Origin of the sequence: Leptolyngbya sp. KIOST-1 (assembly GCF_000763385.1) — a bacterium.
Classification (GTDB): Bacteria; Cyanobacteriota; Cyanobacteriia; order Phormidesmidales; family Phormidesmidaceae; genus Nodosilinea.
This window is the reverse complement of the sequence record NZ_JQFA01000004.1, coordinates 919,824-940,139: the sequence shown is the minus strand read 5'-3', so window position 1 is coordinate 940,139 and position 20,316 is coordinate 919,824. Positions and strand designations below refer to the sequence as shown.

At 51.1% G+C, this 20,316-nt stretch carries 21 protein-coding genes; 7 read left to right on the top strand and 14 right to left on the bottom strand.

The genetic code is table 11. The features are described 5' to 3' along the window. Positions 1-2: 2 nt before the first annotated feature. The 3 genes from dndE to NF78_RS21200 all read left to right on the top strand — a co-directional run bounded on the left by dndE (position 3) and on the right by NF78_RS21200 (position 3,537). Complete coding sequence (dndE, locus tag NF78_RS29880; protein ID WP_072016210.1) at positions 3-386, top strand: DNA sulfur modification protein DndE; 384 nt, start codon at positions 3-5, stop codon at positions 384-386. A 74-nt stretch (positions 387-460) separates the two neighbouring features. Beyond that, on the top strand, positions 461-2,413 hold the full coding sequence (locus tag NF78_RS21205) for a hypothetical protein (RefSeq protein ID WP_035991458.1): 1,953 nt from the start codon (positions 461-463) through the stop codon (positions 2,411-2,413). After that, on the top strand, positions 2,398-3,537 hold the full coding sequence (locus NF78_RS21200; protein WP_035991457.1) for a hypothetical protein: 1,140 nt from the start codon (positions 2,398-2,400) through the stop codon (positions 3,535-3,537). Before NF78_RS21205 ends, NF78_RS21200 begins: the two co-directional genes overlap by 16 nt. Positions 3,538-3,550: 13 nt before the next feature. Here the strand turns inward: NF78_RS21200 and NF78_RS21195 are convergent, their stop codons facing one another. Continuing rightward, on the bottom strand, positions 3,551-3,796 hold the full coding sequence (locus NF78_RS21195) for an HTH domain-containing protein (protein ID WP_035991456.1): 246 nt from the start codon (positions 3,794-3,796) through the stop codon (positions 3,551-3,553). A gap of 26 nt (positions 3,797-3,822) precedes the next feature. Beyond that, positions 3,823-5,040, bottom strand: a complete 1,218-nt coding sequence (locus tag NF78_RS21190; RefSeq protein ID WP_035991455.1) for a phosphoadenosine phosphosulfate reductase family protein — start codon at positions 5,038-5,040, stop codon at positions 3,823-3,825. Between the two features lie 150 nt (positions 5,041-5,190). Between NF78_RS21190 and NF78_RS21185 the strand changes: the two genes are divergently transcribed. Both NF78_RS21185 and NF78_RS21180 read left to right on the top strand, forming a co-directional pair. After that, a complete protein-coding gene (locus NF78_RS21185) occupies positions 5,191-7,284 on the top strand; it encodes a DNA phosphorothioation-associated putative methyltransferase (protein ID WP_052050809.1) in 2,094 nt (697 codons plus the stop codon). Beyond that, complete coding sequence (locus NF78_RS21180; RefSeq protein WP_035991454.1) at positions 7,277-7,795, top strand: hypothetical protein; 519 nt, start codon at positions 7,277-7,279, stop codon at positions 7,793-7,795. Before NF78_RS21185 ends, NF78_RS21180 begins: the two co-directional genes overlap by 8 nt. A gap of 93 nt (positions 7,796-7,888) precedes the next feature. Here NF78_RS21180 and NF78_RS28505 read toward each other — a convergent pair whose 3' ends face one another. Beyond that, positions 7,889-9,394 carry a Uma2 family endonuclease gene (locus NF78_RS28505; protein ID WP_052050808.1) on the bottom strand — a complete coding sequence of 502 codons (1,506 nt, stop codon included), beginning with the start codon at positions 9,392-9,394 and terminating at the stop codon, positions 7,889-7,891. A gap of 91 nt (positions 9,395-9,485) precedes the next feature. Here NF78_RS28505 and NF78_RS28500 point away from each other — a divergent pair, with 91 nt between their 5' ends. Continuing rightward, on the top strand, positions 9,486-10,889 hold the full coding sequence (locus NF78_RS28500) for a Uma2 family endonuclease (protein WP_081972814.1): 1,404 nt from the start codon (positions 9,486-9,488) through the stop codon (positions 10,887-10,889). Here NF78_RS28500 and NF78_RS21165 read toward each other — a convergent pair. The 7 genes from NF78_RS21165 to NF78_RS21135 all read right to left on the bottom strand — a co-directional run bounded on the left by NF78_RS21165 (position 10,884) and on the right by NF78_RS21135 (position 15,795). Then, complete coding sequence (locus NF78_RS21165; protein WP_263970668.1) at positions 10,884-11,375, bottom strand: hypothetical protein; 492 nt, start codon at positions 11,373-11,375, stop codon at positions 10,884-10,886. The two genes, NF78_RS28500 and NF78_RS21165, sit on opposite strands and share 6 nt — an antisense overlap. Positions 11,376-11,722: 347 nt before the next feature. Continuing rightward, positions 11,723-12,370: a HupE/UreJ family protein gene (locus NF78_RS21160; protein ID WP_035991453.1), complete on the bottom strand. Its 648-nt coding sequence runs from the start codon at positions 12,368-12,370 to the stop codon at positions 11,723-11,725. Positions 12,371-12,389: 19 nt separating this feature from the next. Continuing rightward, positions 12,390-12,746, bottom strand: coding sequence for a nitrile hydratase accessory protein (locus NF78_RS21155; RefSeq protein ID WP_035991452.1), 357 nt, complete (start codon positions 12,744-12,746; stop codon positions 12,390-12,392). An 82-nt stretch (positions 12,747-12,828) separates the two neighbouring features. Then, entirely contained in the window at positions 12,829-13,452 is a 624-nt protein-coding gene (gene nthA / locus NF78_RS21150) for a nitrile hydratase subunit alpha (protein ID WP_035991451.1), read from the bottom strand. A gap of 12 nt (positions 13,453-13,464) precedes the next feature. Further along, complete coding sequence (nthB, locus tag NF78_RS21145; RefSeq protein WP_035991450.1) at positions 13,465-14,211, bottom strand: nitrile hydratase subunit beta; 747 nt, start codon at positions 14,209-14,211, stop codon at positions 13,465-13,467. An 89-nt stretch (positions 14,212-14,300) separates the two neighbouring features. Beyond that, positions 14,301-14,810 (bottom strand): DUF1097 domain-containing protein, encoded by a 510-nt coding sequence (locus NF78_RS21140; RefSeq protein WP_035991449.1) that lies wholly within the window; start codon positions 14,808-14,810, stop codon positions 14,301-14,303. Between the two features lie 28 nt (positions 14,811-14,838). Beyond that, entirely contained in the window at positions 14,839-15,795 is a 957-nt protein-coding gene (locus tag NF78_RS21135; RefSeq protein ID WP_035991448.1) for a CobW family GTP-binding protein, read from the bottom strand. Between the two features lie 320 nt (positions 15,796-16,115). On the opposite strand from NF78_RS21135, the gene NF78_RS21130 reads away from it, so the two are divergent. After that, complete coding sequence (locus NF78_RS21130) at positions 16,116-16,610, top strand: Lrp/AsnC family transcriptional regulator (RefSeq protein ID WP_052050806.1); 495 nt, start codon at positions 16,116-16,118, stop codon at positions 16,608-16,610. Here NF78_RS21130 and NF78_RS21125 read toward each other — a convergent pair. The 4 genes from NF78_RS21125 to NF78_RS21110 all read right to left on the bottom strand — a co-directional run bounded on the left by NF78_RS21125 (position 16,601) and on the right by NF78_RS21110 (position 20,287). Continuing rightward, positions 16,601-17,458, bottom strand: a complete 858-nt coding sequence (locus NF78_RS21125; protein ID WP_081972812.1) for an ABC transporter ATP-binding protein — start codon at positions 17,456-17,458, stop codon at positions 16,601-16,603. The two genes, NF78_RS21130 and NF78_RS21125, sit on opposite strands and share 10 nt — an antisense overlap. Positions 17,459-17,461: 3 nt before the next feature. Next, positions 17,462-18,274: an ABC transporter permease gene (locus NF78_RS21120; protein ID WP_081972810.1), complete on the bottom strand. Its 813-nt coding sequence runs from the start codon at positions 18,272-18,274 to the stop codon at positions 17,462-17,464. Between the two features lies 1 nt (position 18,275). Next, positions 18,276-19,322: an ABC transporter substrate-binding protein gene (locus NF78_RS21115; RefSeq protein ID WP_035991447.1), complete on the bottom strand. Its 1,047-nt coding sequence runs from the start codon at positions 19,320-19,322 to the stop codon at positions 18,276-18,278. A 302-nt stretch (positions 19,323-19,624) separates the two neighbouring features. After that, entirely contained in the window at positions 19,625-20,287 is a 663-nt protein-coding gene (locus NF78_RS21110) for a cysteine hydrolase family protein (protein WP_035991446.1), read from the bottom strand. Between the last annotated feature and the right edge of the window lie 29 nt (positions 20,288-20,316).

Here is a 20,316-nt window from a genome sequence, read left to right as displayed (position 1 = left end):
CTATGCTAGAACCCCCGGTAGACCGTGTTCGCATCTCCCAAGCTGGCAAGGATCAGCTCATCAAACTAAAGCGAACGACCAAAATAGACCAGTGGAACATTCTTTGCCGTTGGGCCTTTTGCCTCTCATTGGCAGAGACGACTCCCCCCTCACCAGTGCCAATCCCTACCGACAGCAATTTAGAAATGACCTGGCAAGTGTTTGGCGGAGAAACCTCGGATTTGCTTATAATTGCACTTAGACAGAGATGTGAGAGAGACGGCATAGAAATCAACAAGGATACTCTCTCAGGCCAATTTAGGTTACACCTGCATCGAGGAATTGGCTACCTATCGGCCAACATAAGCCTGAGATCAATACAAGAATTAGTTTCTTTAGCTGGATGAGCAGCTTGTCTTTGGCAGCCTGAAGATCGTTGAAGATTCGATAAAGAATAGTCGTTAAATAAGAACCACCAAAAATGGCCAAACCCCCTAAAAAAGAAATATCAATTTTCCCCGAAATAATTGATGGAGTGTTTGGGCGATTTAAAACGACTGAAAGCTACGAAGTCAATTATCTTCTTTGCTGCTTAAATATCAAAGAAATTGGCAGGCTATCCACCGCTTCATCAGCATTTGAATTCTCAAAGATCCGTTTTGAGGATCTTATGCAGCGTGACGTAGACTATGAGAGAGTTGACGAAAAAATTATCAAGGAATATCTAGAGAAAGGCACAGACAGAGTTTTATTTTTTCCTCCGATTATAGTGTCTGTAGTTTCCCTGGAAAATGATCAGGTTAAGGATGCTTATGATGTCATTGAGAGAAGATTTGACAGCGAAAATGACAATCTGACTATAGTTTTTGATAAAGACAAGTTTTGTGTCGAACTTCCAACGACTGAAGCGGATTTAGGCTACTCACTCAATATTGATGGAGATACCTATCACTATAATCCTGCATGGGCTACGTTCAAGTATAATGGCAGGAAGATAAAATTAATTGTCATTGATGGTCAACATCGCTTTGAAGCATTGATGAGGTTAAATGAAAAGAATAAAGAATTGCTTCAATTCGTAGAGCTGCCAGTTTGTATTGTATTTACTCCTGCAGCAGAGTCTGCTGCAGGGAACTCTGAATCTATTGTTAAAGATCTCAGGGAGATGTTTGTCACTATAAATACTACGGCAAAGGAGGTGTCAGGACATTTCATTGACCTGCTTAAGGATAAAAGCTTAGCCTCAATGGCGGTCAGGAGTTTAGCTAATCTATGGAAGCAATCAAATCCAGACCCCTGTCATTCCAAGCTTCAGCAGCTTGAGTGGAATGAAAGAAGGGATAATAGGGCTAACACGGTTCAAAGAAAGTACTCTATCACAACTGTATCTATAATTGCTGAAGCCTTGCGAGCTTATGCTTTTTCTGATGCTGAAAAGGGCTTTCAGTATCAGCTCTTAAATCTTGCTGAGATCGAAACTGAATTAGCTACAGATGAAAACGCAATATCTGCAATTTCAATAGAAGAAAGTGAATTTCACGCATCCCAGGAACCCGTTCTTAGGAGACAAATCGATCACTTGATCACTCCGGCATTGGACGTTTTGTTTACAAAACCTCGTCCATACAAAGAAATTAGAGAAAGCTTTTTGAAAGCTGTATCAAGGATCGACGAACAGATTCAGGAAGGGAAAAATGATGCAGCGACCTTTAAAGAAGATGTTTTATCTCGGTTTAGGCGTTGTACTGGCAAAGATCAAGCATCAATAAGAAACTTTCAAGAGAAAGAATTTGATCCTCTTGTTACACAAAATGAGGAAGATAGGGTCTATTTTTTGAATGTATTTCAACAAGCACTTGTTGGGGTATGGGCAAGTATTGCAGCAAATCTGGCTAAAGACTTTGGTATCCCACCAGAAAAATCGGCAGAGTTAGTTGTTGAAGCACTGAATAAGTTTGCATTCAAGCCAGAGAAGAGATTATTTGACAAAAACCTTCCCTATACCAACTTCTTGATCTACTCTGGAAACAGAGTATTGCTCGCGCAATATGCAAAAAAAGCTTGGAGAGATTTGTTAACCGCATCTTTATTGCAGCCTGATAGCAACAATAGAATCAAGAGCTGGCTCAAGGAAAACTACGAAAGCAACTCAGATGAAGTATACAGCTTTCTTTATAAGCTGGCGGATGAGGCCCTTGAGCGATACCTATCTGAGCTGCACAAAAAAATATGTGATGTGGTTGAAAAAGACTGGGCTAATCGACCTTATCAACGTGGATTGAAGGACAAACTTGAATTGTATAGTAAAGAAGACCCAGAAAAGTTTATTGCCGAAATTGAGGCTCTAGCTAACGCGGAATATAAAGAAGCCGTGGAAAAATTGAGCAATCGGTTAGATTTAAATCCAGCAGAGATACGATGGGAAAGAGTATAGGAATTTGGAATGAGTCGGTTACTCAAGTTTTTGACTACACGCTTGTTGCTCATGAAGAATATGAGTATTTCGAAGTTTTTTTGGAGGATAATTCTGTAAGTGAGTGTCAGAAGTTTAAATTAAAACCTAGCGTGAGCAAAAATCCAGAAATTTTTGCTTGGTATATTGCCTTGAAATTGTCTAGTTCTCATCCCGATCTTGAGATCGATCCTAGATGTCACGATTGCTCTTCAGGTTACTTGATCAGTTTACTTAGCCAGTTTTTTCAAGCTTTTCACCTTCTTGATATTAGTCGTTGCAATAAAATCGTCAGCGATCTTTCAAAGGTTAATTTTCAAAACTTTTATATGTATCGAATAAAGTGGTTGCTTGATGAGCTATTGAATTATGCAGGCATTCTTCGGGAAGCGTTTTTGGAAACGTCTCCAATAGATTTTCTTACTCAAGACAGTTACAAGCAATGGTGGAATCAATCTTTAACTATTCGCCAAGTCTTTAATCAGATGGAAGAGAGGTGTGATTTAGAAGGCCTAAACGACATCAATGCATTAAAACCTCTTGTAGATACTTACAAAAGAGTAGATAAAGGGCTAGGTCAGTGGGCAGCATTAAGAGGTTTGGAAAAGCTTGAAGCTGCTTCTGGCTATTTTTTAGCTTTAGGGGAGTTTTGGCTAACTTTTAATAATTTTCAAATGGCTTTACTTTGCGTGCATCGTTCTATCGATTGCGCTTTACTATTGATAGGTCATCGAGAAAGACAAGTTTTTCCGACAGCCAATGGCCTGATTGACGACAATCAAAAGCATGTAAAATTCACATCAGTATTCTGGTCACTTCATGACAGGAGTAGTAGAGTTTTTAGCGATTCTGAACGAAGATTTATTCTTGATTTGAACGATTGCAGAAACTATCTTCGTGAAACTCACGGGTTTCGAGTGGTTAAGAAAAATGAGGTAGAGACCTTTGTTTTGAATAGCCATTCTTTCTTGCAAGGTCTTCAGCCAGATGTCAAGGCCTATTCGTACAGAGAGAAGTTCAAGTTCAATCCCGAAATTGCTATGGGCATAATTTTTGATATTGAAATAGATATTGAATCTTATATGGAAGCAATGACAAGTGCTTAAATCTGTGCCTTCACTAATTTTTTACAGTGTATTTGCTGCTCGGCCTTTTTTCAAAAATTTTATCTGGCATCGAATCTTTACGCTCATACCCTTCACATCGACGAGCGATCGCCCGCCTCACCATCCCAACTTGATCCTGGGTATTGAACTCATATAGCCCCTTATCAAGAATGACCTGCGTAATTTCAGCCGCTGTCATCGGCTCTTTAGCCGCTTTAAGGACTTCAACAGCAGCTTCAGCAATCGTCCGTTCTTTCATAGCGTTTCAACCCAAAGCAGTACGGTTTAGCCCCAAAGCCCATCTTCTTCAAACAAAAGCTGCTGAACATTACCATCAGGCAAAATCTCAGGCAGCATAGCATCTCCCCTAACCTCTGTTCCATCCCACTGGTTAGGCCAAGTATTCTCCGCCATCAGCTCCTCAATTCTGGCCAACTCCTCCTCATTAATCAAGATCACCTCCGGCATCCCCTGGGCTCTAGCCGCCTGGTTCACCTCCTCTTGAATCGCCAAAACCTGCTCCAGCATCATGCGGCGGGCCTCCATGTGCAGCGGCCCCAACCGATTTCGACCAATATATTTGGTCGCCGCCTTTCTCACCTCCCCATGCTTGCGCAGCCGGTGCTGGGGCTTCTTCATCTCCCAATACAAAGGCCGCAGCTTCTCCAGCGGTGCCAGATAGACCCACTTGGGCTGAGCCACCACCCGTTCCAGAGCCGCATCCTTCTGCACCAGCGGGCACCCAATACAGCCCGTTCGCGCATTCATCGGCTCCGTTTCCCCCAGATCATCTTGCGGGTCGTGGCCATAGACCTCGGCGATCTCGAACGTCGGGAAGCCCAGCTCAATATCGGCCTTCACCAGCCAGTCCCACACATGGCAAACCCGCCAGTGCAGCAGCGGCGCAAGAGTATCGGAAATCGCCCCCGAGGTGGTCTGCTGAAACCAACCCTGGCCGCACTCGCCCCCATCCTTCGTACAGCTCACGGCAATGCGCTGGTCACGGGCCGCGCTTTCCCCAACGCGCACCCCTGTCAGCATCAGAAACTTTTCGCCATACTCTTCCCGCAGCGTTTCTAGTTCCTTTTCAATGCTCATCACCTTGAGCTTGGGCGTACACCAGCGAAAGGTATTGCTCGGTGGCGGCACCCCCCGGCCCAGCATGTAGACAAAAAAGCGGTGATCTAGCTCAGGCAACACCACCCGAGTGTCAAACCCTCGCTCTCGCAGCGTCTTCAAGACTCCCATCGCGGCATTGTGCAGCGGCGGCAGCTCCTGGCGGGTATCGGCATAGAGCACCGTGATACTCGCAGGTCGAGGCACCAGCCCCTTATCGAGCAAGTCAGCAACTAATGTAACAGTGGCTGAAGAATCTTTGCCGCCCGAGAACGCGATCGCCCAATGCTTATACAAAGAACCATAGTGGCGCAACGACTCTGCCGATAGCTCAATGCTGCGGTCAAGAGAGAGGCGATCGCTTTCAAATAAGCTGAGCGTTCTCATGTAGGCAAGTCGTCACAGTGGTGATGAGGTCTGGGTAGCGTCATTCTAACGGCAAACGAGTAGCCAAACACTAGATACAGGTTTCTTTTTCAATTGGGTGAGTTGGGTCGAGGAAGACCTCGGCGAGGGTGTCATACAAGTGTACTGAAAATGACTCAGAGTGTTGAAGTCGTGGGGCAACCTGCCACCAGCCTGCCCCAAGCAGAGCTGGTTAAGCACTGTCAGGGCAGCTCTATCGGCAAGTGCCTGCCCAATGCGTTCTACATCCATCAATCCGCTCTGCCCTCCCTAGACGAAGCCCTGCGGCACCACGAACAGTGCGCCCGTCGCCTGCTGAAAAAGGAACTGCCCTTTACTCTGGTCAAGTTTCACTTCGATCAGCCCAAACTCTCCTACCTCTACTATCCCGAGTTCGACACCGAACCTCACCCCCTACTCCGCAACAGCACCATCGTCGATTGGGCCACAGACACCGTCGAAACCCGCGATTACAGCGATGCCCCCAACCCGCCGCTGCTCCACCGCAAAGAAACCTTTGTCGCCCCCAACTATCCCAACTACACCCGCTTCGCCCATTTGACCCAGCAGCAGGTCGCCATGGGTTTACTGGATAACTCCCGCGAGATTGGCACCCAACTCAACTGGGAACGTCGCCTCACCCAGCAGGGCATCGAAATTCACAACCACGCCCTGGCTTGCCCAATCAAGTCGGCTCAACAGGCTAAGCCTAAGATTCAGCGACATAGAGCTGCGATCGCCCGCGTTACTGCCTCTAAACCCGTCCGCCTCGCTGTGGAAGCTGGGCTCTTCCCCGCCGACACCACCTACTTCGACTACGGCTGTGGCCACGGGGCCGACATCGACTACATCCACCGCCTGGGCCTCACTAGCGCCGGTTGGGATCCCCACTTTCGCCCTGATATTCCCCGCACCCCAGCCGCCGTGGTCAACCTGGGCTACGTCATTAACGTCATCGAAGACACCGCCGAGCGCAGAGAAGCCCTGATCAACGCCTGGGGCTTGGCCCAAAAAGTCCTCATCGTTGCCGCCCAAGTGCTGATCGACGATCGCACCCGAGGCGTCATTGCCTACGGCGACGGCATCATCACCAGCCGCAACACCTTTCAGAAATACTACGAGCAAGAAGAACTCAAGGCCTACATCGACCAGGTACTGGGGGTAGACGCCATCCCCATTGCCCTGGGCATCTACTTTGTCTTTCGCGATGAAGCCCAGGCCGAGGCCTTTCGGGCCTCCCGGTTCCGTTCCCGTGCTACGGCCCCCCGCATTCGCCTCAAGGTCAGCAAGTTTGAAGAATACCGCGATCGCCTGCAACCGCTGATGGACTTCTATACCGATCGCGGTCGACTACCCACAGTTGAGGAACTGGGCACCGACACCCTCGCACCCCTACAGGAAACCTTTGGCAGTATTAGGCGGGCGTTCACCGTTGTCTTGCAAGCGACCGATGCGGGGGAATGGGATGCGATCGCAGACAAGCGTCGCAACGATCTGCTGGTCTACCTGGCCCTCAGCCACTTCGGCAACCGCCCCAAGTTTAAAGACCTCTCGCCCTCAGTTCAAGCAGATATCAAAGCCCTCTTTGGCAGCTACCAGCAAGCCTGCACCGCTGCCGACCTCATGCTCATGACCCTAGGCCGCACAGAGATGATCGAGCAGCGCTGTCGGCAGAGTGCGATCGGTCAGCAGCGCCCCAACTCCCTCTGGGTGCATGTGTCGGCGATAGACCAACTTGACCCATTGCTGCGCCTCTACGAGGGCTGTGCTTCTCGCACTATCGGACGCCCCGAAGAAGCCACCGTGGTCAAGTTCCACGTTCAGAAGCCACAGATCACCTACCTGGCCTTTCCCCAGTTCGACAAAGATCCGCACCCGGCGTTGAAAACCAGTATGGCGATCGCCCTTCAAGATCTCTATGTTCGCTACCGCGACTACGACTCTGACAACCCACCCTTGCTCCACCAAAAAGACCAAACCCTCGCGCCTGACTATCCTAGCCATGCCAAGTTCGCCAAGCTCAGCCAGCAAGAGCAAAAATGGGGTCTGCTGAACGATGTAAAGGCGATTTTTGACCGGCGCGGCTGGGAGCGGTGTTTACTCGACCACGGGGCTGAGCTGCAAGGGCACCGGGTGGTATGGCGCAAGGATGCCAGCGACGAGCAGAAGCAGAAAGTACAATCCAGGCTCCGGTCGCAGGTAGCCAGGGAGAGTGCTGATGCTTGAGGTGGAGAAAATCGGGGCGATCGCCCAAGCCTATACCCCGCATGAGCTGATGGCGGCCCTGGTCTGGCAGCGTCGATTCAACCGATTCGATGGGTCAGTGGTGATCACCGACCTGGCCCAGCAGCCCCATTTATGGAAAAGCTTTGTGTTTACGAAGCCCATCTTCGCCCCCGACCGAGACGGCCTGAGCCTCAACGGAGTGCTTGAAACCCTTTTGGCCATGGCCAACTATCGTCCCATGCCCGAAACCAGCCTGATGCATTTCGTCCCTTACCCAGCAGACACCCTATATCTGCTGACCGAAAACCAAGACGTCACCGTGGCTCAACTGATGGACTTGGGCCAAAAATGGCAGGCCGATTCAGTCGATGTCTACAGTGGAAACGTCGCCGAAGGCCAGGAGGACTGGGAGTTTCGCGAATACTTTGCCATGCGGCTCAGAGGTGGCCTTCGCGGCAAAACCCTGGGCGACAGATTCGACGCCGTCCTCATCTGCTACTGGTGGGATTAACGACTGTGACGCAGAGGTGATAGCACGTTGATGTCCTGTCCTCTATTCGGTAAAGGCCCAAATACCCCGCTTAAGCTGAGGGCCGTAGATTATTCAATCCTCTTGCCAGTGAAGCACCATGCGCTCTTGGGGCCGAGGGCCGCAGGGCTGCCACTCCCCTTCTAACACCTCCATTCGCTGAGAAATGTCCTCCCACTCGCCTGGCAATGCCCGTACCGCTGAGATCAACTCAATCGACGGCTTCTCCGGCAGGGTTTGTCCCAATTGCCATATTTGAACCCCCTCCGGCACATCCCACATCACCAGCTGAATCCGAGACCAGACGTTGAGCGGTTCATCCCTCACCAAGGCACCGATCACGCCGACCCCCTGCACTCTATGGTCCTCCCTTAGTTGGCGAGCAATGGCTCTAGCGTGTTGCCACCACTGCTCTCTCCGCTGAGCATCCTGTTGCTGTTCCCGCTCGACCCGCCGCAGCACCCGCACCCACTCATAGCCTGGCATCAGCCGCACCGTTTCCACCAATCCCAGACTCATCAACAGCAATGCGATCGCATTTCGAGTCCCCGTCTCTCCCCCCACCAGCGGAAACGGCGGCCCCTCCAGCTTTGTCTCTGGACACCAGGCAATAAACTCCTCAACGGTAATGGGGTGAGGCTCCAGATCCACCTGCGGTCGCAACGGAATGCTCCCATAGCCCAGCTCCACACCGGGCTCCCGCCGCAGCTCCCACTTACGAGGCCGGGGTTCGCTGGTAAACGCCGACAGCGTTGAATTGTAGGGAGACACCTGCTCATCAAAAGAGAGCCAGAAAATCTCGGGACTAAAGCTCAAATGCTCCACCCCCCGATAGCAGCCATCCACATCCAGCGGCTCCGGCTGATAGCCCTCCGGCGTCCATCTCCAGAACGTAAACTCTCGCCCCACCGGGTCAACCACCCAGTAGTGGGGCACCTGCCCCTGCTCATACAGGCTGCGCCGTTCCTGGACATCCAGCCCCCGCCGCTCCGGTAGGCTGACTTCAATAACCAATTGGGCCGGTATCTCGACGTAGTAATCGTGAAAGCACCCCGTCGCCAGTTGCTCAGCAGTTACCATCAGCACGTCTGGCGTCAAAACATCCTGACCCAGCTGCAAACCATAGTTCGGCCCGGCACAGGTACCCAACTGGGCTCGTCCTACTGCCGTCGTCAGCACCTGACGCAGGTAGTCCCGCACCCAGCGATGCTCCCCCATGTAATGGGAGCCCAGCAATGGCCCAGACTCTTCCTGATAGGCTGACGTCAAGGGTAAAGACTCCGCCCACAGCAGCCACGCCTCTGCCGATTGGCAAGGAACTCCATAAGCCAGCCGCAGTGCCTCCCACCACAGCTCTACCGGAGCAAAGGCAATGGCAGCTTCCAGCCCCCAACCCTTCAATGCTTCTCTGAGTAACCAGCGGCTCCCTGCCAGGGTGCCTCCCACCAAAAACTGCCCGTTGACCAACTCCAAACGAAATTCTGGCCATTCCCAGAACTGCATCTCAACGCTCTGGGAAGCCCAACGCTTCTGTAACTCGTCCTGAAACGATTGGTCAGACGGCTCGTTGGCAGCGCTCATGGTTTACTCTGACGGTTCTTGACCTACCCTGGTGACAGCCCACCTCAGACAGACCCATGCTACTTCAAGCTGTGGGAGCATTTGTAAAGCTATGGCGCTCTATCCACCGACATCTGAGTTGTTTGACAACTGGATCAATAACAAACCCGAAAGCAAGCTGGAATTGATCGACGGTCAGCTGGTCGTGGGCAACTCCCTAATCGGGAGTCAGCTATTGCTTAGGCAGATTCTCCAGGGCAGGAGGGCAGAGGCGGCGATCGCCCTTGCCCCAACCGAAAGCTGGCTTCAGGCCCTTGCCGCAGGCTATGGCCTCACCCTTCCTAAACTCGACTCTCCCCTTGAAATACTCAACCTTTTGGAGCAACAGATCGTTGATGTTGAGTTCATTGCGGAGGACTTGCAGGCCGGTCGAGCAGAGAAAACCTGGACTCATCACCGCATACAGCAGCAGTTGTCAGTGGATTCCTTTCGGCTGGCGAATCAGGCTGGCTGCGAATCGTTGGGGCGAGATTTTGTCATGCGTCTGGGCGATGACGGCTTTACACCGGATCTAATCTTCTACAAGAGCCAGGGGCTCAATCAGCTCTTTTCCTATTTTTTGAGCGGCCCAGCAGAATTGGTGATTGAAATTTTGATGCCGGGGCATGAAGCGGCTGACCGCAGCACCAAATTCGAGGCTTACCAGGCGGCAGGTGTCCCAGAATACTGGCTGATTGAGCCCGAAAGTCAACAGATCGAGTTCTACCGGCTTATCGAAGGTCGGTATCAACGCCATCAACCCGACAGCGATGGTTACTACCGCCCCAGCAGCATTCCTGGATTAGCCTTTCGAGCCGATGCTCTCTGGCAAGAGGATGAGGACTACAATCCCCTGGAACCCAAGACCTTTAAGATAGAGCAGCCAGTGGAAGGCTTTCAGCAGGTTCACGCCGAGGAAGGCCCCCAGTGGGGCTCCCTGCTGTTTATCCCCAACATCCAGCCATCGCCCATGCCCATCGCCTTTGAGGAATACATCAGCTGGTGCCCGAGGGCAAAATTTGAGTTTATAGAAGGCAAACCACTGATCGGCTCGACCCCAGGTACCCGAAACGTTTTAGCCATGCTGCTGATGACCTTTGGCTTGGAGAGTGCGGTCAAACTGTTGCCGCCGCAAGCCTGGATTGAGGGATTGCGCCAGCGGCTGGAGTGGGAGCAGAAGGACGCGGAGCGTAAGACCGAATGGTGGCAGCTGGCCCACCAGGCGGCAGAGCGGCTGCGGACTCACTTCAACCTCGGACGATTGGGGGTGATCGGCGACCTGACAATGCCTCAGCCGCTGAACTACTGGTCAGATATCACCCTGGTCCATTGGGAAAATTTTGACGAATCGTGGAAAGCGTTCGATGTGCTGCGGGATCTTGACCCGGATTACCGCATTGACCTACTCAGGTTTCAGCCCGAGTGGCTCACGGCGGATCAGCTCTGGCACATTGAGCGACATTTGGTTGAATTATGACCCGTCAGGACGGTACCGCATTGGTGTCCCCCGTTCGGTGAACGCCCAGATATCGCGCTTGTGCTGGGGGCCGTAGCTGATGTGGATAGGGCGGTTTGGGCCATAGAAATACAGTGAGTCGAAGGGCAATCCCTGAGCCAAAATCCAATCCACCAGGGCATTGCTGTGCAGATCGAGAATGCGAAAATCGCAGGCGGCACCGATGCGATTCGCGAAGCGATCCCTGCGGGAATCGCAAAAGTACCGCCCATCCCGATTCATCTCGTGAGCCATGTGCTGATCCAGGCTGGGGGTAGCGATACCGTGCTTCTTCCCCGTCACCGGGTCTTTCTTCGCCAGCCACCGCTTCAAGTCCACCGAGCAAAAGCCGTAGGTGAGCAGAAAGCGTTGGCGTAGCCTCTCCGAGGGAAAATCGCGTCCAAACCCATCAATCACCGGGTCGATGATATGTTGACACAGCGCTTCTAGGGCTTGGCAACATATCATCTAAGTTCTTGGGAAATGGGTCAATCTGATCCGCGTGCCGCTGGTAGGTTTGGGTGCAACCGATCTGCGATCGCCGATCACATCTCAACACCAGTACCTCGATCGCCCTGGTCATGTCCCACATCAAGAAACCGGGCCTCATCAGCCACTTCCCAATATTGGTGTCCACCCCAGGGAGAAATACAACCGAGAACTTTAGCCCCTTACTGGCGTGTATGGTAATCAGCTTGAGCGCCTGCGGGATAGCGGTCTGTAGAAAAGACTGTCAAGCTTCTGGCAAATGATACCCCCCGGAGTCTTAGTCACCGAGGGGGCGCAGCTACATTAGGGCCAAGCTGATGACATCGTTAAGCGAAAAAGATGCCGGAGAGGAAGGCGAACCCTAAACCGGCAAAGGCAAACCCGGCAAACCGAAGGTTGAGGGCTCCGCCTTCAGACTGGGGCGAGAGGCGCTGCGCGAAGGTGTAGGCTACGATGCCGATGACCATTTGAATGCTGGAAAAGCCGAGTAGATAGGCAAAGAGCGGCCCCATATTGGCACCGACGATCGCCTCTCCATAGGCATAGCCATGAAACAGCCCAGCGATCGCGGCTAAGGCGACCACGATGGGGGTGGCGGGCGGTTGCTTAAGGGCCAGCAAAATGCCAAATAACAATACCGAGGCCGAGATCATCATCTCAGGCAACGGTAAGTTGAGACCCATTAAATGCAGTCCGGTGCCCGCTAGCGCCGCCAGCGTAAAGGTGATGGGCATCATCAAACCTTGCCCCATTGCCGCCGCGAGCAAGCCGATGATGACCACAAACGCCAAATGGTCCAGCCCAATAACAGGATGCCCTAGCCCCGACAAAAAGCCTTGGATGGCATTGGTCGGTGTACTCCCACCAAACGGGTGATGCGCGAGGGCGGGCGCGGCGAGGGCGAGGCTACTCAGACTAACGAAGCCACCCGTGACCAACTTACGAGTCCGGGAAAAATGAGGGGTTGGTTTCATTGGTTATGTTCTCGAATGATTACAGTTCAGAAGGTTGGCAATGCAGTAATTGCGCCAGTTGCGTTTCTAACTCACCAGCGGCAATGACACCTGATTTAATGAGCAGCGTTTCCAGGGCGGTTAACCAACACTGGTAATAGTCCCAGTTGGGGTCGTTGAGGTCGTGGGTAGTCTCCCACTCCTTGATCGTGGCCATCAGGGTTTGGCGAAAGTCTTCCCACTCGTAGTACCCCTGCTTGGAGAGGGCGATCGCGACTCCGAAGGCCATTTTTTCCCAGTCGCGATCGAAATGCAGATGTCCGTCTTTGCGGGGCGGTGCTTCTGTGGGATTCCCCATTAAGCTAGTCGCCGCAAAATGCTCAAATTTGGTAAACATAGCGCGTGTGTGTCTCTATCTGTGAGCGGAGTCCGGGCTGTGCTCAGTCCCCTGAACTCCGCCTTTGCCGGGGATCAAAGTGTTAAACCTTGACAGTGGCGACGCCCATCATGGCCTCAGGGGTCAGCAAGGCCGCCAGCTCTGCTTCGCTCATGCCGTCAGTACCTTCGGGACGCATCGGCAGCACCCACCAACGAATCTGGGCACTGCTGTCCCATACCCGTACCTGGACAGAGTCGTCGAGCTCAACCCCAAATTCAGACAAGACCTTGCGTGGTTCTCGCACCACGCGAGCCCGGAAGGTCGGATCTTTGAACCAGTAGGGCGGCAATCCTAAGGTGGGCCAGGGATAGCAAGAACACAGCGTACACACAATGATGTTATGTACTTCAGGCGTGTTTTCGACAATGCGCATATGCTCGCCTTCAGCCCCTGACATGCCCTGAGGAAAGTCCAATTCCTCACAGGCCGCATTACAATCTGCCAGCAGCCGCGCCTTAAAGTCCGGATCGACCCAGGCACGGGCGACGAGCTTAGCGCCATTAAACGGACCCATTTCCGTTTCAAAATAGCCAAGAATGCTGTCAACTGTATTACTTGTGATGATGCCCTTTTCGATTAAGAGCGACTCCAGCGCTTTGACCTTCGCAGCACTGACAGTTTCGCGATCGGCTCCGTACTTAAATCCTGGATAATTACTAGGCATGAGGTTTTCCCCTTAAACGGCTTCTAAATACACTTCAAAAATGTCGTTGTAGTAGAACGAATTGGGCTCAGTCAACGATTCTGGCCAGATCTCCTCATTCTTGAAGGCTAGACTGTACACGGGCATCGGGACACCAATGCCATCTTCGGTCGGGAAGAAATAGGTAAAAGCCCCTTCATACACCAGAACGACTTCTGCCAGGTGGCCTTTGAGGTGACCGGGAAGGCGACTGTGGTCACCTGGTGAGATGTTTTTTACCCGGACGCGATCGCCCACACTAAATTTCGGTGGGGCAGGCAATTCTCGCAGCGGGGAGTCTCCTTCCTGTAAATATTTCAAGACTTGGGCGTCAATTTCGGCAGCGCCTCCAGACGGTAAGGGGGCCGCTGCTTTTTCACTATCCTCCAGCAATTCGGCGGTGCGAGCGTCCAGTTCTTCTTCGGTGATGTACCCCTCCGAGACAAAGAAACCGGAAATCCCCCCTAGCCACTTTTCGTAGTAACGCAAGCGGAAGTAGTCAAAGGGGTGCATGCCTTCAGCTCCCATACGCAGGTGGCCCCACGTCCAGAAGCTTTTGAACTCAGTAGGCACTTCCTCGATCGCATAGTCGGGTAGTGAGTCCCCCAGATGATTACTGAGCGCCATCATGGCGGTGTGAATGCCAAAGATGCGCTGTTCCCAGGGTTCGACAAAGACCTGCGTCTCAGTATTGATGGGGTCGAGCCCTTCTAGCCCCCCCAGATTATGCTGTAGTTTCATCAGCGTTATGGCTCCTTGGCCTGATTAAAGGTGTGCAAAACTGACCTGTTTGTGGGTTCAGTCGTGGGGCGAGTTGTGCCGGGGCATGATCATTCACCCGTCGTGGCCAAGGCAGAGGTGGTCATGGCCTTACCCCAAGCCTCCGAGAGATAACCGAACAAGTTGCCGAGAATCATCGCGGCGATCGCAATTAACACCGGGTTGTTGGGCAGAGGGGCGGTGACTGATAACCCCGTGACCGCTACCGTCCCCACCGTTTGTGAAAAGCCCCAGACGATGGCCGGGGTAATACCATGGGTAAAGGGCAATTTTGAGGCCTGCACCATACCGGCACTGCCAATGCCCACACAAATGGCGGCCACTAGAGGACTCGGCCCGATCAAGTCAATCGCCAACAGCGAAAGCGCGGCAATGATAATGCCAGTAATATTGCAGGAAATGGACTTAATAAAGCCCCGCACACCGCCCCCCACGATAAAGAAGGAGGCCCAGGCGGTAAAAGTGACCCAAACCGGTACCGGAATGACCGTTGCAGTCAGGAAAACATCGACACCACCGAGTACGCCGATGCTGATTGTTAAGGCTTCGGATTGTTTCATGGCAAATTGCGTTCAGAATTATTGGGGGTTACATCAAGCACGCGCTAAAACCGCGCCGCAGCTCCGCTTCGTCTAAATTGCGACCGATAAACACCAGTTCATTGCGCCGCGTTTCTCCCTCTTGCCAAGGGCGTCCGGGACGGCCATCCAGGGTCATATGCACCCCTTGAAAGACGAATCGGCGGTTGGCGTTGTCCATGTCGAGAATGCCTTTCATGCGGAAGAGGTCAGACCCACGGGCTTGCACTAACTGATAGATCCAGCGATTAAATTGCTCACCGTTGACGACGCCCGCCTCCTGAATCGCAACCGAGGTCACGGTTTCGTCATGATCGTGAGCATCTTCGCCAAGGAACTCTGGATCGATACTGAGGGCATTCTTCAGGTCGAAGGCTCCGACACCGAGCACAGTATCCAGTGAAATTTGGCAGTGCTGTGTCTGGTGGATTTTGGCGATCGCATTCATACTCCGAATGCGCTGCTCTAGCTCTTCCAGAATGGGCGGTGACACTAGATCGACCTTATTCAGCAAAACCACATCGGCAAAGGCAATCTGTTCTTGGGCTTCGCTACTGTCCCAGTGCTCCCAGATATATTTGGCATCGACGACGGTGACAATGGCATCTAAGAGGAGGCGCGATCGCATCACCTCATCCACAAAAAAGGATTGAATAACTGGTGCTGGATCGGCCAACCCCGTCGTTTCAATCATCAAATAGTCGAAATCTTCTGCACGCTCCATCAAATTGCTGACAATGCGGATCAGGTCGCTCCGCACGGTGCAGCAGATGCAGCCATTGTTCATCTCAAAGATTTCTTCGTCAGCATCAATCACCAACTGATTATCAATGCCAACTTCGCCAAACTCATTCACAATGACGGCGATACGCTTACCGTGTTGAGCCGTCAGAATGTAGTTGAGGAGCGTAGTTTTACCAGCGCCTAAATACCCGGTTAAAACAGTCGTTGGAATCAGGTCTTGCAAAGTTTACAGCCCCCCTAAAATACTTTACCAGCTCTAAAAGGCCAATTAGACCTCCATCAGAAAAAGCTTCTTTGAGAGTTCTTGACCAAAAAGTGAGAAGACTTAAAAGTGATTGAAGCTAATTTTCAGCCTCACCATTCTTTTTATATCCCAATAAAATCAATATAGGAAAGAAAGATACTATAAACTGTATATTTGACAACATGCTAAAGGATGAATTATTCAGTTTTTTGATGAACATATAAATTCCTAGGATGTTGTGATATTACCAGCCAAATGTGGCTGTTATACTAGCCCTAGGCATCTTAGAAAACAATGCAATGATGACTAACGTCAGTGTCGCTATCGAGAATCTAGAAAATTCTGAGATTGATAGTCTTGACCTCAGGATTATTGAGCTTTTGCAACATAACGGCAGAATCCCTTACCGAGATATCGCTCGCTCAATAAATACGCCAGAAGCAACGGTTAGGTATCGAATGAAGCGACTCTTGGATGATGGTATCATCACTATCAGCGCTTTCATTAATACGGGAAAGGTTAGGCATGAAAATGTCTCCTACATCGAAATAAAAGTCGATCCTATTTTTTTTGGGGCAACACTTGATGAATTAGTTGGCATGGAAAATATCAGTTACCTGTCCGCTGTTACTGGCGAGTTCGATATTATGCTTGAGTACATCTACAAAGATAATGAGGACCTGCTGGAATTCATTAATTGGTTAAAGCAGAAAGATAGCGTTACAGCATTAAAATCCAGAAATATCTTAAAAATCTATAAGGCCCAATACCCAGCTCGAATTAGTCAAGAGTGACTTGTGACTTTTTGACCTGAGTTCGCCGCCCATGAAAAGGGATTTTCCATCATGTCGGGCTCTTCTCCGACTACTCTTTCTAGATGCTGTTGCAGTTCTAAAAAATGCCGATCATACCGATCGCTAAAAGCCGGAGCCGAAATGTCTACTGCTTCTATAATTTGGCCTGGCTGCCCACCGACCACAATGAGCTTCTGACCCAGCAATATCGCCTCTTCCACATCATGGGTGACCAGCACCAGGGTTGCTTCTTTGGTATCTTGCCAAATGTTCAGGAGAAATTTCTGAAGTCGCCGCCGCAGTTGGATATCCAGGGCCGAAAAGGGTTCATCCAGCAGTAGCACGTCGGGTTGATTGGCTAGCGATCGCGCAATAGAAACACGCTGCTTCATGCCTCCTGAAAGCTGATGAGGGTATAGGTGGCGGGCTGGAGCTAGCCCCACATGTTCCATCACTTCCTGAACGCGCAAAGCATACTGACACTTTTGTCTGCCGCGAACTTTGAATCCAAAGCCAATGTTTTGCTCAACGGTTAACCAGGGATACAGAGAATTTTCCTGAAACACCATGCCAATTTTTGGGGTAATGCCTGGCAAGGGCACGCCATGAAATAAAACCTGTCCTGAGGTAGGGGGAATAAACCCCCCTAATAACTTGAGTAGGGTCGACTTTCCGCCTCCTGAACGGCCTAGAATGGTGACAAAATCACCCTTGGCAACTTCCAGATTGATGTCTTCTAGCGCCGTGAACGAAGACTGCTGATTGGCATGAAAGACTTTCGCCACCTGCTGACAGGCCAGAATCGGTTGGTGATGGCGTTCACCTAAAGCTGAGGAATGACTGCTCATCAGTTAAATCTTCCACCAGAAAAACTTTCTTTGAATCAGCAGCAGCAATCGGTCAACAGCAAATCCGGTAATGCCGATAATGCAAATGCCTAGCAAAATTAGGTTGCTGTTGAACAGGTTGCGTCCAGTCATCACAACCGTGCCAAGGCCATCCCTTAAGCCAGTCATTTCAGCGGCTAAAACGGCCATCCAAGCAGCAATAAAATTGAGTCTGAGCAGGGTAAATACACCGGGTAAAACAGCGGGGATAATGACGAACCTCCAGCGGGCAAAGTTATCCCCCCCGAGATTTTCGGCAGTGATTAACAAGCTTTCGGGGATTCTCTTGATTTCCGCTACTGTCGCGATCGTCAGGGTGAAAAAGACCCCCATGAAGACAATGAACACCGCCGTCAGATTACTGACGCCAAAAACCACTAGAGCCAGGGGCACCCAGGCGATAGGAGCAATGGGCGCGATCAGTCCTAAAATCGGCAGGATAAACAACTCTGACCACTTTGAAAGGCTGATTAACAGGCCACAAACAATTGATCCTACAAAGGCCACTGTCATTCCCGAAATTACCCGGATTAAAGTGACAATGACTGACTGATAAATCGATGCCGACTGCGAACCCAGGCCAATTTTGAAATCACTCTCAAAGAGCACCGGCAGAAATTTGGATGGCGGGGGCAAAACCTGGGCAATGGGGTTTTCGGGATTAGCACCAATGACTTCCCAAGCTCCGACAAAGACGACGCAAGAAATCACCCCACAAACTAGGGGCAGCAGCGATCGCGATATGAAACCTAGTCCGCCAGAATTGCCCTTCACCATGCTACTTTTCTAGCTTTTTCACAATCGAGACATCAAAGATATCTTTTGCGGGTACGTCCGCCTGGATATACTCCAACTGCACCATCTTATCGACCACCGTTTGAACCGCATCCAGGTCGGGAGTAAAGGTGATAGGGGACGGTTGAGTGGTGAAGGCAGTCAGCAACACGTCATTTTCCACTCGGTAATAGTTGCCCCCCGCAAGGAGTTCAATAGCCTGCTCAGGGTCGGTATTAATAATCTCTGCCGCACATTGCAAGCCCTGAATGTAGGCTTCCACGACTTCAGGACGCTCGTTGAGAGTCTTCTCCAGCACGCTAACCACAGTGTTCGGCGTTGTCGGCGACCAAACCTCAGCATTGTCGGTGATGACATTCGCCTCGCCAGCGGCGACAAATTGGGTCGTGTAAGGCTTGATGTGGCTCAGGATATCCACCTCTCCCAATCGAAAAGCATCGACCATAGCCAGTAGATCGTCGAAATAGACCATCTCAAAGGCTTCTGGATCAAGGCCAGCCTGCTCAAAGGCATCCACCAGAATCAACTCCAGCGTGTCCCCCCGGAGGGTGGCAATTTTCAACGGCTGGTCGGGATTTTCTGTCACGAAGGTAGTCAAATCGGCGATGGACTCAACTCCGTAGTCGCTGTCAATAATCACCTGCATAACGCCCCATCCCCCAGCTGCCGCTACCGTTTTAATCGGCACGCCGCTATTGGCCGCAAAAAACGGCAGGGTAAAGGGATTAGTACTGAAGTCGATTTGGCTACCGGCCAAGGCGGCATTGTTATCGCCGGGATTGGTGAAGAACACCGTCTCGACATCCAGACCGTGCTGCTCAAAACAGCCCGATTCGACTCCCAAGAACAACGGTGCCATATCCAACGCCACTAAGTGACCCGCTTTTACCGAGATCAGCTCATTAGCAGGGGCTGCTCCGGCGCTCTCTGAGGAGGGCGCTTCCGTATTTTCGGTGGGCAGCGACGCCCCACAGCCCCCAACAAACAAAGCACCCAATGCGGAAAGAATCAAAACATGCTTCGGCAGCATAGGAACACAAACCTCGATCGCGATAAAGCTTGACGAGACTAAAAGGGAAGATCACGGGTTGCTATGCTCAAGAGCCGAGTCATCATCAGGCATAGGCCCAGTAACCGCTTGGCTCTGAGAATAAAGGCATCAGTCCATGAGTTTTGTAGTGAAGGGCACAACTTACGCAAGAAAAACTGTCATTCTTTGCTTATAGAACAAGATGCAGGCTTATGTCCTACGCATTTCGCAAAAATAAGCGGCAGATGCTGACGTTTTCTTGACAAAGGAGCAGCCTCTATCACTTCGGTGTAAGGAGAAAGCTAGACATGGTAAAGCATGGAGGAATGAGCAACCCAACCTAATACACCACCTTCGGATTGCAGGATGTGAATCGTGGCGTCATGATCAGCGCGATCGAACGCAGCGCAGCAGTCATCTAACAACAGGCAGTCATAGCCCAGATCGCTGGCATGGCGATAGGTTGCCAGCACACAGCATTGAGTTGTGACCCCCGTGATGAGAAGGTGAGTGATGTTTTGACTGCGGAGCTTATGGTCAAGTTGAGTGTTGACAAAACAAGAATGGGCCGGTTTATCTAGCTGTATTTCATGGGGGAGAGGCCTCAATTCGTCGATAATTTCAACCCCTTTTTCTCCCTGAACTAGAAACCGTCCCATTTTACCGGGCTCACCAATCGGGGAACCGGCATTGGTATATCGCTTTTGTTTGCTGGAGGTTAAGTCAGATAAATCAGGAGAATGACTTTCGCGGGTAAAAACGACCATCAGTCCCATTTTTCGAGACCACTCAAGCAAAGTCTGAATTGATGGAATAATAGCCCTGATGGACTCTAGACTAAGATCTAATTGGCTACTATTGAAGCCGTCAGGATGGCAAAAATCATTTTGCATATCAATGACGAGCAGAGCTGTATTCTCTAATGGGAGCTCAAATGGATGGGTATAGGTGTTGATTATTGCCATAAAACGTTTTAGAGAATTGATTGTTTTAG